Raw genomic sequence first — 14,497 nt, 5'->3', positions numbered from 1 at the left:
CATCGGAAGTCGTAGCGTCGAGCCAGGGGGCGGGCGAGTTCAGCCTTTCGAACCGTGAAGTCATCGGCTTTGGGGGCACCGCCGGCTACGACTCGACACTGAACGGCAAGGTGCTCGATCTGGCGATTCAGGAGGCCGTCAATCACCTGGTCGAGCAGGTCGATGCAGGCACGCTGAAGGCCGCACAGTAAGTGCGCCGGACCATTGCGGCCACCCACTTTCAACCGTAGCTGCAATAAACATAATGACGCGATTCACCATGAAACATAGCCGCATGATGCGGGGAATCTGTCTGCCAGTAATGGCGACAGCCATACTCCTCACGGGATGCGCGGCGAACCGCCCCCAGCCTCTTTACCAGTGGACCGGCTACCAGCCGGCCGTGTACGACTATCTCAAGGGAGAAAAGGCTCCGCAGGAGCAGATCGATGCGCTGGAAAAGGCCCTCCAGGACATCAGCGGCAAGGGGCACATGCCGCCGCCGGGATTTCATGCGCAACTGGGCATGCTGTACGCGAGTGTCGGGAACGACACCGAGGCCATGCAGGAGTTCGAGTCCGAGAAGCAGCTGTTTCCGGAGTCCTCGACCTACATGGACTTCCTGATGAAGAAACCGAAACAGCCCTGAGCGAGCCGCCATGTCCAAGATCCTTTCCTTCAAACTCTGGTTTGCGCTATCGACTGTTGCACTGCTGTCCGCGTGCGCGCAACCTGTGAAGCACGCCGTCTACACGGCATTCAAGAACAGCCGGCCGCGCTCGATCCTGGTGCTGCCGCCGACCAATGAAACGGCGGACGTTCAGGCGACCAACAGCATGCTCTCGCAGATGACGATGCCGCTCGCCGAATCCGGCTACTACGTGGTACCGGTAGCGGTGATGGACGAAACGTTCAGGCAGAACGGCCTGACGATGGCGGCCGAGATCGAAGCGACCTCGCCCGCGAAGCTGCGCGAAATCTTCGGTGCCGACACGGCCCTGTATTCGAAGATCACACAGTACGGCTCCGTGTACCACGTCGTCGACAGTGCAACAGTAGTAACGGCGTCCGCCAGGCTGGTCGATCTCAAGACCGGTGACGTGCTATGGCAGGGTAGTGCGAGCGCCAACAGCAATGAGGGCAACAACAATGCTGGCGGTGGCCTGATCGGCATGCTGGTCATGGCAGCGATCAAGCAGGTTGCGAATTCGCTGACGGACAGGGGGCACGATATTGCCGGAGTGACGAGCTATCGGCTTCTGCATGCCGGGCCGCCGAACGGGCTGCTTTACGGGCCACGGTCACCTCAATACGGCACTGATTGAACAATCCTCGATCAGCAGGGACGGGCTGTGGCGGCAGATGGCTCGTACGGTACTGGGTTGTCGACGGCACCGCATTTGTATTCCTGACGCAAAAGCCAGACGTCGCGCTTTTTCGCGAAGCGGAGACCGTGCTGGACAGCAGTATCTCCGCTGCCGCACAGGGGCATGGCTGGCAGGTGTCGACGGAACAAACCGTCACTGTCGGACAGGTCGCGTCGCGTTACGACGAGGTGCCTGGCAGTGTGCCGAAATATCGTTATATCGAATCGTGCGACCGGCTGTGCCGGTTTGTCCATTCGGCTGCGACATCGCCGTTGCCGGGTAGTCAGTTGCTGCGTAGAAAATAGGACTTGGTCAGACAGACGATGTCAGATCGCTGGTCTCAGTGCGGCCATCAACCGTCATTCGTTCGCGTCGTTACTCGGACATTCACACGTCCGTTCCACCCAGGAAGCAGCCACGATTCGCGATATTGAGCGCTGCATGATCGGGGCGCTCCCTCAAGCGTCGAGTCCTTCGCTTTGCTCGTCTGCGCCCGGAAACTTCAGTTGACGCACCTTGTGATAGAGCGTCTTTTTCGGCATTCCCAGTTCAGCGCTGGCCTCGGCGATATTCCCGTTGTGCCGCCGCAGCATATCCGCGATCAGCATGTGTTCGAAATGGGCAAGTTGCTCCGCAAGCGTTCCGGTTTTAATCCGCTGCCCGGCGGCCGGCAGCAGGCGGTCGCCATCGAGCCCAAGGACAAAGCGATCCGCGACGTTCTGTAATTCCCGCACATTGCCCGGCCACTGATGCGTCATTAGCTCCGAGACCTGGGATGCAGACACAATCGGAGCCGACAGCCCAAAACGAAGTGCGGCAGCGAGTACGAAATGCTCGAATAGCAGCGGTATGTCTTCTCGACGTTCGCGCAGAGGGGGTAAATCGATCAGCGCGACGTTCAACCGATACAGCAGGTCAGCGCGGAAACGTCCGTCTGTCGCAAGTTCGACGAGATCTGCCTTCGATGCCGCCACGATCCGGCAATCGACAGCTATCGCCTCGTTCGAGCCCAGTCGCTCAATCTGGCGTTCCTGCAATACCCGCAGCATCTTGATCTGCAATGCGATCGGCATGGTTTCGATCTCGTCCAGAAAGAGCGTGCCGCCGGTGGCCCATTCGATCTTGCCGATGCGGTTCTTGATTGCACCCGTGAACGCACCGGCCTCATGACCGAATAGCTCACTCTCGAATAGCTGCTCCGGTAAGCCGCCACAGTTGAGCGCAACGAAATGACGATCGCGGCGCCCACTGAAATCGTGCAGTCCACGGGCGATCAGTTCCTTGCCCGTGCCCGTCTCGCCGGTAATCAGCACCGACACTGAGGTATCCGCCAGCCGCAGGATTTTCCGTCGAACCTCGACGATCGCGGGCGACTTGCCGAGCACAAGCGCCTCTATTCCCCGCCAGCTGTGCAGCGCCGCGCGCAAACCCTGCACTTCGAGCGTCAAACGGCGCTTCTCGACAGCGCGTGTTACACGACTCGCGATGTGGTCCGACGAAAAAGGCTTCTCGATGAAATCATAGGCGCCCGTTCGCATCGCCCCCACCGCTGTCGCGATGTCCGCGTGCCCGCTGATCAGTACAACAGGGATCTGTGGATCGATCGCAAGGACACGTTCGAGCAATTTCAGACCGTCGATGCCCGGCATCCGTACATCGGACACGATCACCACCGGTGCACCCGGTGCGACCTCCGCCAGCGCCGCGGCCGCCGACTCATACGCCCGCACTGGAAAGCCAGCCAAAGCAACCGCCTGCTCGACGCCGAGACGCACGTTCTCATCGTCTTCGACCACGACAACGCTAATCTCATCGCCCATTGGCTGCCTCCTGCTCCGTCGCCACGGAGAATTCAATAGTGAATTGTGCGCCGCCGTTGGGTCGGTTTGCAGCGGAGATTCGCGCCCCAAAGCCGTCCACAAGACGCGAGGTAATCGCGAGCCCGAGACCCAGGCCGCGGCCTCGCGGCTTCGTCGTCACGAATGGTTCGAATAGATGCGCCAGAACCTCCGGCGCGATGCCCGCGCCACTGTCGCTGACGGTGAACCGCACACGGCTCGGCCGTTCGGTTCTGGAAGCTTCGATCGCGATCACGCGCTTATCCTGATCCGCGACGGCATCCAGCGCATTGCCGAGCAGGTTGACGATCACCTGCTGCAACTGGCTCGGCTCTGCGCATATCGTCGTGCCGGCCGGGATCAGGACATCGAGTTGCACCTGCTCATCGCGAATCCGTGCTTCGTAGATCAGCACCGCATGCGCGACCGCTTCGTTCAGTGACACCGCGACACGTTCGAATTCAGGCTTGCGGGCGAAGGTCTTGAGTTCGCTTGTGAGTATCGCCATGCTGTCGACGAGCCGCGAAATTCGTTCGAGGTTTCCGATGGCAGGCGCAGGCTGATTGCGTTCGAAAAACGTCCGTGCATTGTCGCAGAGCGTTTTGATGGCAACGAGCGGCTGGTTCAGTTCATGCGTCAGACCGGCCGCCATTTGTCCGAGCACCGCGAGCTTGCCCGCATGCACGACCTCTTGCTGGGAATCCCGCAGTAGCTGCTCGGTGCGTGTGCGCTCGACAATCTCCTCCCGCATCCTTTCATTGGCCTGCGTCAGTGCCGCCGTGCGCTCGCGAACCGTGATCTCCAGCCGATCATTGGCGCGGCGCAGCGCGTCCTGTGCCCTGAGTTTTTCCGCTATGGCGCGGCGGCGCTGGATCGCATAGAGGCAATACAGTCCGATGATGAGGAAGCCCCCCGTGACGAACGCAAGCGCGATTTGTTGCTGGCGCCGCGCGCTGGACACGTCGAGCAGAATCATGATCGAATCGCCGGCCTGGGGCGCGGTTCGCGACATTGCCAGATATCGCCGCTCGTGGCCTGGGCGACCCCAGTCGGGAAAGCGTGCAAACCACGCCGAAGTGTCCCAGTCACCGAGACGCCGGTGCGGCAGCGCTTCTACGCTACGGCCGGCATATTGCCGCGATGCCTGGATCTGGCGTTGCTGCTGTGCCGTTATCGGTCTAAGCGACGTGAACTTCCACGCCGGAACCGTGGAAATGACAATCACGCCGTTACTATCGATCACCATCGCCGCGACGCCCGGCACTCTCCACGCGGATTCAAGCGCGTCTACGCTGACCTTGACGGCCGTGGCCCCGATCGGCCCGCCATCCTCTCGCACCGCGCTCGCGAAATAGAGGCCAGGCATGCCGGTGTTCGTGCCGATACCGAAGAACCGGCCCGATCCATGTGCGAGCGCGTCCTGGAAATACGGCCGATAAGACACGTTGGTGCCGACGAAACTTTCTGGCCGATTCCAGTTGCTCGCGGCGACGACCAGGCCGTGCCGGTCGATCACGTCTACGGCAACGCTGCCGGCCTCGCGATTCACTGCGTCAAGATAGGTATTGACCGTCTGTAGAAGTCCGGCCGGTGGGTGGGGCATTGCACTCAACAACGCGCGCACGCTTTCCTGCCTCGCGACGATCGAAGGCATCATCTCGTAGCGTCCGAGCTCGCTCCCGAGGCTGGCAGCATACAGGTCGAGCCGGTGTGCGCCGATCTCCACAAGCGCATCGATCGAACGGTCCCACGCAAACTCGACCGCGGCGGCAGCCACACCGACGTAAAGCGCGGCGGCGGCCATCCATCCCCACAACGGAATACCGCTTATTTTCATGCCCAAGGTCGCCCCGCGGCGCTCGATTGCAGAATGACTGCCGATCCCGACGTGGGGAACGGCGTCCCGACGCTTGCCAATAGCAACTCATCATCCCATGCGCGCTAGAACGACCAACGTGACCGTGACGACAATCGCCCCGCCAATGCGGGTGGCAATCTGCGCAAACGGCATCAGTTGCATGCGGTTGGCCGCCGTGAGGATGGCGACGTCGCCGGTCCCGCCCTGCCCACTGTGACAGGCGTTCACGATCGCTGTGTCGATAGGGTACATCTTCAACATGCGCCCGACCATGAAGCCGGTCCCCATCAGTGTGGCCACCGTCGCGACGATCGTGACGATGTTCGCCAGCGTGAACGCAGCCATCAGTTTGTCCCACGGCGTCATCGCCACGCCGATCGCGAACAGCAGCGGATAGGTCACGGCCGTCGAGAAAAACTTATATACGACGAACGCGCCTTCCTGTAATGGCGGCGATACCGCCCGGGCAAGCTTGACCAGCACCGCGAGAAACAGCATGGCCACCGGCGCGGGCAGCCCGAACATGTTGCGACACATCAGCCCGAGCAGGTACAGCGTGATGGCAGTGATTCCAGCCGCCGCGATGTGGGAGACGTCGACGTGCCCGCGAATTTCTTCCTCCCCCGGGTTCATCTGGTCCACCTCGCCGGCTTGCAAACGCCCCTGCCCCGTGAGATGCGGAAAGCGTTTGCCGACCATATCGAGCGCGCCCGCGAAGATGATCGCGGTGAGACTGCCAAGCATCACGGGCGGCAGCACCAGGGCGAACAATTCGCCCTGCGGCAGATGAAGGATTTCGGAATAGCCGATCGACAAAGGTATCGCGCCTTCGCCGATGCCGCCCGCCATGATGGGTACCACGACATAGAACAACGTATGGCGCGCGCCGAGCCCGAGTGCCGTGCCGACCAGCGTCCCGACGATGCCCGCCGCGACCGAGCCGAGCCCGAGCGGAACGAAGATTTTGATGAAGCCTTGAATCAGCACACGCCGGTCCATGCTCAGAATGCTGCCCACGATGATCGACGCAATAAACAGGTACAGGAAGTTGGTCGATTTCGTGAAATCCGTGGTAAGCGTGAGGATTGGCTTGGGCAATAGGTGGTAGTAGGTCAGCGCGGAAGGTATAAAGGTCGCAAAGATCGCGGCCGCGCCGATATTGCGCACGATCGGCAGGCGCTTGCCGATCTCCGCGCAGGTGAAACCGAAGAAGGCCAATACGGCGATCGCCATTGATATCTCGCCGGGCAGCTTTCCGGTGATCGCGAAACCCGCGATCAGCGCGAGCAGGATAACGTAGACCGGCAGCGGAATAATGCCGATCCGGTATTCCATCAGTTTCCACCAGCCCTCAGGCCAGAATCGGGGCTTGATTTCGGGTTGCGGCGCCGGCACCGGTACCGGCTGTGATGTGTGTGGAGTGACTGGCACGACGTGTCTCCTCGGCGTTTGAAGCCCGGTGCTGCATTCCGATAAATCAGTCGAATGCGGCCCGGTCTTCGGACTGATCAGTCGATCGTAATACAGCTTTTGGCTCTCACGCGACGAATCGCACGTTTGCCTGAGGTGTGCGAGTGTCCAGGTTGCGACCGCGATTCAAGTGGTCGTCAACCTCCGCAGCGCAGCCGATCATCCGGCCATACAGGAACACGGTAAAGGCCGCGGTCTCCAGCGCCTGACTGGAGAACTCGCCAGCCCGATGGCGCGCCCACAGCATCTTCAGCAACACCGAGGCAATCACTGCATCCACGTTGACAGCGAACACGTTGCGCGTCACGTTTTCATCGTACAACGCCTGCACCAGCGCACGGTAGTAGTCGTGAAAGACGTTGTACTCGCCCCGAGCCTCGAAGCGTTGACGCACGAACGCCTCACGGGGATCGACGTTGATGGGCTTGCCCTTGAACACCGGATGGTTGATGCAGGGCAGTGCCGTGGCTTGCTGTGCGCCGACCTCCTTGCGTTGTGTCCGCTCCTCGCCATATGCACGTGCGAAGCCGGCAGCCATCGCTTTCAGGTCGAGACCGTGCGCCGGATCACCGGGATCGGTCATCGCGACCTCCTTGAAACGCTCAAGCAGGAACGCCACTCCCTCGAAGCCATTGCCGCCATGCGCGTAGCCCGCGTGGGTGAGAAAGCCGACCATCGCTTTGTTGAGTTGGACTCGTTCCGGCGTTTCGGGACCGTCCGCCGATACCGCGCCCTTCGCGCCCTGCGCGGAGATCGCGCCCGGTCCGTTCGTGAGCAGCAGGCCCACGAGTGTCTGAAATCCAAACAGCTCAGCTTCATCCGGCTTACCCCCAATCAACGCAGCGCACGCAACATCGGTCAGCGAGCGCTGTCCTAGCACCTCGTCCATCGCGATACCGCAGAAGCGTCCCGCTTCATGTTGTCCGGCGTCGACCGACGCGCCGATCAGCGTTCCGAACAGGCGCATCCACCATGGCAGGTTTTCGACGGTCATCCGCGATACGCGTTTGCGCATCAACGGCCCCCACGCGAGCGTCGTGGTGATTGCAGCCAGCACGGCATCGGCGTTCGGGTGTCCGTCGAGGCCCTGTAAATAGCGGATGAACACGGACTTCGCTTCTCGGTTCGCCAGACCTGCGAGCATCGCCTGGGCCTTTTCGTCGGGCGCCTCACACGTGAGCAACGCGCGCGTCTCGGCATCGGACTGCAGCAACGACAACTCGAAGTCTTCGTCGAGCGCATCACGCAGGCCGGCCACGGTGCCGAGGTCGACGAACGCTTGCGCAGCCCGTCGCGCGCGGTCCGCGCGACGAGGCCCGACAATGCTCGCCGCCGCCGCGAGGACGCTATTCGGCGCGTTGCCCGCGTCGCGCGCGGCTTGCGCCGCCGCAAGCGTCGCGTCGCCATGCAGGTTGAGTTCGGCGCCGACCGCAACACTGACGAGTTTCGCGTCGTTTGTGCCCCCCGGTTCATGCAACAGCGCTAGGCAAAGGTTGCCCTCGAGCGAATACTGCGCGGCCTGTAGCACCGGCACGCCGTGCAGACTCGTCACCTGCGTGTCCGGGTCCATCTGCGATGCGCCCGAAGCGTCCTTCATATTCTGGCGGGGCAACACGATGCCGACCTGCTGGTTCAGCGCGGCGATCTGTGCGTCATACGGCGGCAACGCTGTGACAACCGGCAGGTCGAGCTCGGGCGGCAATGCAATTCCTATTGACGAGCGAAACCATGGCTTGAGCGCGAGACTGCCTTCTGGCGCGAAGTCCGGCCGCGCACCGTTTTCATGCATCACCGCCGTCAGAGCCGCCGGAATGTGGGCGATATTGGTTACGAGCGCGCCTTTTGCGCTGCACACCGGATCGTCCGGTGTGAACGGTCGATCGACGCCAAACTTCTCCATGAACCAGCGCTCTTTTGATGCAGCGTCGTCGTTGCCGCCGGCCAATGCTCCCGCATGGCCGACCGCGCGCGTCAGTTTCTGCTTCCAGCGGCCGACCACGCAGGCGACCACCGGCTTGCTGAAATTCGCTTCGAGTTCGTAGTAGCCGCCCGGCTCCGAGTACAGCACGGCCGCCTTGCTGCGCGCATCATTGGCGAGCGCGAACGCGAACTCCGGCGCCGCGAAATGGATATAAACGTCCTTACCGCTCGACATCAGCGTAGTCGTTCCCCAGCCGGCCATTCGCAGGTACGTCGCGATCGTTGTCGTGAAATTTCCCGAGTTCGAGAAGATCGCGATCGAGCCTTTCCTGAGTGCCTCGTCGGGGCTATCGCCGCCGAGTGCGCCGCCGATACGCACGCGGTTCCACGCATCGGCAATGCCGAGGCTATTGCCGCCGAAGATGTCGATGCCGTTTTGCTGCCCCATCGCACGTATTTCGCGCGAATCGTGCACGGACAATTTCTCTGTGACGATGAAGATTTTCTTCAGTTCTGGATTGACGCGAATCAGTTCGGCCACACCGTCGCGCGCAGCGGATGGCGGCAAATAGATCACGCCGCAGTTGAAACGATGGCCGTCCTGCAGCCCTTCCAGCACGCTGTTGTACACGGGGATATTGCCAAGCGAAGTCTCCAGCACCTGTCCGCGGCGTCCGGGCGACGTGCCGAAAACCACGTTACCTCCCGAATACGCGTGGCCCACCGGCGTGACTTGCCGCGACTCGCCCCCGAGTATGTTCAGCACGCACACACGGTCCTCGCGGCAGGCGGCCTGCGCGAGCGAACTGATGCCGACGTAGTATTTGAAATCTCCTGCACCTTGCCTGTACATGGTCTTCCTCCAGATTGTTTAGATGCTCAAGTCATGTCGGTTCAGGCCTGGGCGGGCGCGCCTTGCGCACTGCTGAGCGTCGCGGAGACCAGCTCGCGGCCGCCTGCTTTCATCCACGCGTCCGCCGCCTTCGCGTACTGGATGACTTCGCTGATATCCGAATCGAACCCGAAAATGCTGTAGGGCAGGCCGAGCGCATCGCACGTATCACGCATTGCACCCATGCCGCGTACAAGATTAGGGCCGCCGCGCCCGATCACCACGTAAAGCGGCGTCGGTCCGTTCTTGCTGAAATGCTCGCGCAACGCATCGGCCATTGCGCGCAGCGTCTCGAAGATATCGGTGTTGTTCGACTTCCCGCCGATGATGAATAGCACGTTGGTCTGTTTCAGCCAGTGCTTGAAACAGATGCGAGCCACTTCCTTCATCTTTTCGTAGGGAGGATTCCCACCGAAGTCCGAGGAAATGATCGCGTCGTCGCCCAGGATCTCCGACACCAGCGAGTTGGCCCCGCCGCCAAAAGTCGGCGCGAGGATCGTGCCGCCTTCGTTGATCACGTAGACGTCGCTTTGACCCTGGTAGGTCCGCAACTGGTTGATCTCTGATTCGAAATCGGAATAGTCGACCGAGAACACGTGCGCGGGTATGTCGAGCCGCTGCCAGCGAACGTCGTCGCGATCAAAGCCGCATTTGAAATCGCACGCGACTGGCGTGAGCCGGCCATCGCGACCGGCCTGCATGCGGATCGGGTTTAGCTCTAGCGTCGTCATACCGAAGTTGTGATAGAGCTCCCACAGTTTCGGCAGGTGTTGCACCAGCGGCGAGATGATTTCCTTAGGCGCGTTCAGGCGCGACAGCGCGTTCGCGACGACGAACGCCTTCAGTCCGGTGAGCGGATCGAACGGCACGTGCACGATCATGCTCGGATCAAGTTCTTCGATGTCGACGCCGCCGTGATGCGTGAGTGTCATCGTGGGCGCCCTGAAGCGCGTCGAATCAGTGATCGAGAAATACACTTCGTGCTGCGCCGGCACGGCGCCTTCGAAGGTCACGCCATTAGCCTTGGCGGTCTGATTTCCATGCCGATGTTCGGTGAAATACAGGCGCTCCTTCTCCTTCAGTGCGGTTTTCAGGTCGCTTGCTCGCCCGATGAGTCCCGCCTTGCCCTTTTTGCCTATCCCACCCTTGAACATCGGCTTCACGAATACCGAGCCATGACGATCGATCAGGGCTTTGATCTGCTCTTCGCTTGCGTCAGGGCCGAGAACTTCGGCAGTGGGAAAACCACCGAATTTCAACAGTCTTGAGCCGTACAACATACCAGTGACTTGCATATCGTCTCCTTGTGGGTTGCTTTCTGAATGGACTGGGGGGTGGCATCGTCGGGCGTGCCGGATACAGTGACGAACAATCGACGGACGCATCTGTCCCGCCGTCCGCGGGAGGCAGTCGGTGACCAGGGCAGAGTGGGAAAAGTCGAGTTGCGGCTTAGTAGCGCCGCGCGCGTGAGCGCGGGGGGATAAATCGAATCATGGATGTCGTCTCCGCAGGTGAGTCCTATGTGGACTGCTTTAATGGCGTTCAATGCTCTATGCGTTAAACAACGCAAGGCCCGTGCCATCGATCGCCTGACGTGGAGGTCGCGTATCTTATTGATTTATATGGATTTCATTGACCTGAAAATGACTGGCAGACGAACCGATTCTCGAAAGTCAGAATCCGCCGGCCGTGCAGGCTGAGACTTCAGCCGCCGTAGAAAGCCGAGCGTGGAAAAATTGACGTCGCATTCGGGCATCGGGGACGCGGTCGCCAGCGCGCATTTCCCAGCTGTCCGCGGTGACCAGTGCTTCTTGCCGAAGCTACCGTCAGGCCATTCCCACAATCAGCAAATAAATCGACTGCGCGACTGACCAGGATGCGAGCGGACTCCAATGCCCGCGAAGGCCGGTTAATTGCCGTCCGATGCGGCAGGACAAGTGGCCGTTGTCGGACTTGAAAGCTGCCGCCGAGTCCCGCCGGTGTTCAGCGGCGGCAGTGGGTCGATCTGGTGCGTTCGCCGTTGGCCGCGTTCGGCCAGTTTGAGACGTTCGACATCATGGGCCAGATCGCTGTCAATCTCGGCAGCAAGCTGGCCGAGCCCAGAGAACCCTCGTGTTGGCAAGCGACGGATTGACCGACGCCAACGACTTCGGCAGGTAATGCCGTTGGGCGTCTCGAGCCTCGTGCTAGTACAACGGAGAACACATGCGAACGACAAATATGAAACTCTCGCACACGATCAGGATTCTTATCGCAACGGTCGGTCTCTCGGCGCTCGGTGCGCATGCAGCCGACGAAGCCAAAGTGCTGCCGTTTGAAACTCATGCCGCGTTCTTCTCTAGGGAGACACAGCAAAAGACACCATTGGACCCACAGGTTTTCGTCGAGCAACCGGGTGCCCCCGCCGCTACCGGGCCGCAAGGGATTAAGCGAAGCGCTGGCCTTCGCAATGCGCTAATCGCTGACACGCCGACGCTGCCTTTGAAGACCGCTACCGGCCAGCGGATGAATCTGACCTTGGGCGCCTGGCTTGGTGCCAGAGGGGAAGCGATCCTGACGCCGCAGCCGGACGGGCGTGAGAAGGTAACTGTCGTGCTTTCTGGTCTTAAGCCCAACGGACACTACAGCCTTTTCGAAAATCACTTCAATGAGAAGCCGATCGGCTTCACGCCGCTTGATGGTAGCGGTCAGGACAACGACCTGGTAGCAGACGCCGAGGGCAACGCGGCGCTGACCACGATCGCACCAGTGCCGCTGACGCACGACAACGCTGTACTCGTGGTCTATCACTCCGACGGAAAATCACACGGCAAGCAGCGCGGCGAAATTGGCGTAACGGCGCACCACCAACTCATCGCGAGACCGTAACTTTGCTGTTGTTCATGCGTGAAGGGCTGCTTCAGAGCAACGCTAACGTCCCTTGTGGGTCGGCTGCCGCCCCTTGCCTCGAACATGGCCGCTGGCGGCCGGATCGGACTGTGACTGTCAGGTCGCGTATGGACTTATACATATAACGCCCATTCCATCCACGTTCCGCCCGAGCACGCCAGTATTGCTCCTGATATGCAAGCTGGGCCGCTCGGATGATCGCGGTCGTTTTCGTGACATCGGCGATGCCACGCAGAGTTGTACGTAGTGGTGCCATATGCATACCCTCAAGCGGGAGGGAGGCAGTATGGTATCGCGAGTGTCGGTTTGTTCGGTCGCGTCCGAGGTAAGGAGAACGTGATGCAATCAGCCATAGACGCCATGCTCAGCGCATGCGGCGGCGGCGCGCTGGGCATCATTCCCGAGGTCATCGACGCCTGGAGGCATCGAAGCGATCGGGCCAACACGCTTGAACCTGGCGAAACCCCTTGCGAACATCGGTCCACCTGGTATCGCGCCGCTCGATGGCGTGAACCTTATGGTGCCCGTGGTGACGCTCTGGTTACTCGCGCTATATTCGCTCGACAAGGCGCTCACGGTCTATATCGCATTCTCGCAGCACGCATCGCTTGCGGATGCGACGAATCTCATCTGGACGTCAAGTGACATGGAAATTTTTAGCGGGACGGTGACCTTCTGGTTCATCGACCGGACACTCGCGGCGGCGGTGCCGCGCGCGAACGTACTGGTATGGCAGAACCCGATAACAGCTCATTCGCCCGCCTCGCTCAATGCGATTCGATCGAGCCGTCGCTGTGCGGATACGTGACGATGCCCCACGCGAGCGGCAGCTCACCGATCTGCTTGAGCGGCTGATAGCTTTTCGCGTCGAGCACGTAGACCGCGTCGGAGCGACCGCACGCGACCATCAGCTTCGAGCCGTCCGGCGTGAAGCTGAAATGCCAGCAGCGCTGGCCGACCGGCACATCGGTGACATGTTCGTACGTGTGGCCGTCGAACACCTGCACCACCTTGTCGCGCGCGGCGGCCACGAAGAGCCGCTGACCGCTCGGACCGAACGCGACGCCATAGGGCCCGAGTTTGGTGTCGACGGTCTTGACTACCTCGAACGTGCGCGCGTCGATCACGACGAACTTGCTGAGCGACTCCAGCGTGACAACATAATGCTTGCCGTCAGGCGACAGCCGGATGCCGCGCGGCCGGCCGCCCGCAGCGAGCTTCACGGTTCGGATCGGCGCGCCGGTTCGTGTGTGATAGATCGACACCGTATCGTCGCCTTCGTTGGTGACCAGCATCATCTGGCCGTCGCGCGAGAATTCGATGCCTTCGGTTTCGTGGCCGCTCGTGACCGAACGGATCACGTGCCAGTTTTTCATATCGATGATCGCGATTTCGGCGGGCGGCTTGTTCGCGTCGTCGTCGTCCGCGGCGGGCTTATTGCCCGCGTTCGCTTCGGGCTTATTGTCCCCCTTCGCGTCGGGTTTGGCTCCCGGCGGCCCGCCGTCCTCGCCGGGCTCGTAGGTCACGTACGCGTAGCCGTTGCGCACCCGCACATATTCAGGGTTTTTGCCGATCTTCACGCGCTGGACGACCTTGCCCGTGGCGGTGTCGATCACCGCGAGATCGTTCGTGTTCTTGTTGGCGACCAGCAGACGCGTGCCGTCGGCGTTCAGGCTCAGGCCGCGCGGGCCACCGGCGCCGACCGGAAAGGTCTGCGTGAGCGTCATCTGGTCGAGATCTATCACGCCGACGCCGGCCTTCTCGCTCGTCACGTAGGCGAGCGGCGCGGCCGCGGCATGCGCGGCGCTCGCGGCCAGCACGAGCGCGCAGGCCGGCGCGAGGGAACGGCGTGGTGGTCGGGGGAAAATCCGTGTCTCCAGCATCGTTGTACTCCGGGTTGATATGGCGGCGCCGCGATGGTTCGCGTCATCGTTTCAAGGTAGCCCACCGGGCGATTGTTTGACAACGCGGATCGGCGGGAGATTTTCCCGAATTGCTTCGCGCCGGCCGTCGCTGGTTTGAAAAGCGGGGTCGGCGGGGGACAATGAACGCGGAGGTGGCGATGATGCTGCAAGTTGCCATGGTGAACCCAGCAAGTCCTACGAATGCCGCGGCCGGTTACCGTCGCGCGGCCATCGTGCTGGGCGCCGTGATCGTCGCGCATCTGGGGCTGCTCGCCATCGCGTTGAGCGCGCGTAACCGGATCGTCGAGCGTCCGCTCGAGCCGCGCACGATCACCGCGTCGCTGCTGAGCCCCGAGCCTCCCGCTCCGGTTGTTTCACCT

At 61.4% G+C, this 14,497-nt stretch carries 10 protein-coding genes and 2 pseudogenes; 6 read left to right on the top strand and 6 right to left on the bottom strand.

The window, feature by feature from the left end:
• The 3 genes and pseudogenes from F6X40_RS39320 to F6X40_RS39310 form a co-directional block, all read left to right on the top strand.
• Positions 1-191 (top strand): annotated as a pseudogene (locus F6X40_RS39320) (curli production assembly protein CsgG); the annotation flags it as partial.
• Positions 192-259: 68 nt separating this feature from the next.
• Positions 260-628 carry a DUF4810 domain-containing protein gene (locus tag F6X40_RS39315; RefSeq protein WP_262421720.1) on the top strand — a complete coding sequence of 123 codons (369 nt, stop codon included), beginning with the start codon at positions 260-262 and terminating at the stop codon, positions 626-628.
• Positions 629-638: 10 nt separating this feature from the next.
• Positions 639-1,304, top strand: a complete 666-nt coding sequence (locus F6X40_RS39310; protein ID WP_187631590.1) for a DUF799 domain-containing protein — start codon at positions 639-641, stop codon at positions 1,302-1,304.
• A gap of 500 nt (positions 1,305-1,804) precedes the next feature.
• On the opposite strand, the gene F6X40_RS39305 is transcribed toward F6X40_RS39310, so the two are convergent.
• From F6X40_RS39305 to F6X40_RS39285, 5 genes are all read right to left on the bottom strand, one after another.
• Positions 1,805-3,166: a sigma-54-dependent transcriptional regulator gene (locus F6X40_RS39305; protein ID WP_187631589.1), complete on the bottom strand. Its 1,362-nt coding sequence runs from the start codon at positions 3,164-3,166 to the stop codon at positions 1,805-1,807.
• A complete protein-coding gene (locus tag F6X40_RS39300) occupies positions 3,156-5,021 on the bottom strand; it encodes an ATP-binding protein (RefSeq protein WP_187631588.1) in 1,866 nt (621 codons plus the stop codon). The genes F6X40_RS39305 and F6X40_RS39300 overlap by 11 nt, the downstream gene beginning before the upstream one ends.
• Positions 5,022-5,111: 90 nt before the next feature.
• Positions 5,112-6,437 carry a 2-hydroxycarboxylate transporter family protein gene (locus tag F6X40_RS39295; RefSeq protein WP_316251887.1) on the bottom strand — a complete coding sequence of 442 codons (1,326 nt, stop codon included), beginning with the start codon at positions 6,435-6,437 and terminating at the stop codon, positions 5,112-5,114.
• 142 nt (positions 6,438-6,579) lie between these two features.
• Positions 6,580-9,285, bottom strand: a complete 2,706-nt coding sequence (locus tag F6X40_RS39290; RefSeq protein WP_187631587.1) for a CoA-binding protein — start codon at positions 9,283-9,285, stop codon at positions 6,580-6,582.
• A gap of 41 nt (positions 9,286-9,326) precedes the next feature.
• On the bottom strand, positions 9,327-10,619 hold the full coding sequence (locus F6X40_RS39285; RefSeq protein WP_187631586.1) for an ATP citrate lyase citrate-binding domain-containing protein: 1,293 nt from the start codon (positions 10,617-10,619) through the stop codon (positions 9,327-9,329).
• 910 nt (positions 10,620-11,529) lie between these two features.
• On the opposite strand from F6X40_RS39285, the gene F6X40_RS39280 reads away from it, so the two are divergent.
• Positions 11,530-12,192 carry a hypothetical protein gene (locus tag F6X40_RS39280; RefSeq protein WP_260336543.1) on the top strand — a complete coding sequence of 221 codons (663 nt, stop codon included), beginning with the start codon at positions 11,530-11,532 and terminating at the stop codon, positions 12,190-12,192.
• A 469-nt stretch (positions 12,193-12,661) separates the two neighbouring features.
• Positions 12,662-13,021 (top strand): hypothetical protein, encoded by a 360-nt coding sequence (locus F6X40_RS39275; RefSeq protein ID WP_187631585.1) that lies wholly within the window; start codon positions 12,662-12,664, stop codon positions 13,019-13,021.
• On the opposite strand, the gene F6X40_RS39270 is transcribed toward F6X40_RS39275, so the two are convergent.
• The gene (locus tag F6X40_RS39270) at positions 12,981-14,096 is read right to left on the bottom strand and encodes a beta-propeller fold lactonase family protein (RefSeq protein WP_222946291.1); all 1,116 of its coding nucleotides are present in this window, start codon (positions 14,094-14,096) and stop codon (positions 12,981-12,983) included. The two genes, F6X40_RS39275 and F6X40_RS39270, sit on opposite strands and share 41 nt — an antisense overlap.
• 179 nt (positions 14,097-14,275) lie before the next feature.
• Between F6X40_RS39270 and F6X40_RS39265 the strand changes: the two are divergent.
• Positions 14,276-14,497: pseudogene (locus F6X40_RS39265) on the top strand (energy transducer TonB); the annotation flags it as partial.

Origin of the sequence: Paraburkholderia sp. UCT31 (assembly GCF_014397655.1) — a bacterium.
GTDB classification, from domain to species: Bacteria; Pseudomonadota; Gammaproteobacteria; order Burkholderiales; family Burkholderiaceae; genus Paraburkholderia; species Paraburkholderia tuberum.
Note: the sequence above shows the minus strand (reverse complement) of the source record. Positions and strands in the feature narration are given on the sequence as shown.

Bases quoted from the DNA above. Each gene is read 5' to 3' on its own strand.
- F6X40_RS39305 (WP_187631589.1), bottom strand. From the start codon at position 3,166: ATGGGCGATGAGATTAGCGTTGTCGTGGTCGAAGACGATGAGAACGTG.
- F6X40_RS39315 (WP_262421720.1), top strand. From the start codon at position 260: ATGAAACATAGCCGCATGATGCGGGGAATCTGTCTGCCAGTAATGGCG.
- F6X40_RS39290 (WP_187631587.1), bottom strand. From the start codon at position 9,285: ATGTACAGGCAAGGTGCAGGAGATTTCAAATACTACGTCGGCATCAGT.
- F6X40_RS39285 (WP_187631586.1), bottom strand. From the start codon at position 10,619: ATGCAAGTCACTGGTATGTTGTACGGCTCAAGACTGTTGAAATTCGGT.
- F6X40_RS39280 (WP_260336543.1), top strand. From the start codon at position 11,530: ATGCGAACGACAAATATGAAACTCTCGCACACGATCAGGATTCTTATC.
- F6X40_RS39310 (WP_187631590.1), top strand. From the start codon at position 639: ATGTCCAAGATCCTTTCCTTCAAACTCTGGTTTGCGCTATCGACTGTT.
- F6X40_RS39270 (WP_222946291.1), bottom strand. From the start codon at position 14,096: ATGCTGGAGACACGGATTTTCCCCCGACCACCACGCCGTTCCCTCGCG.
- F6X40_RS39300 (WP_187631588.1), bottom strand. From the start codon at position 5,021: ATGAAAATAAGCGGTATTCCGTTGTGGGGATGGATGGCCGCCGCCGCG.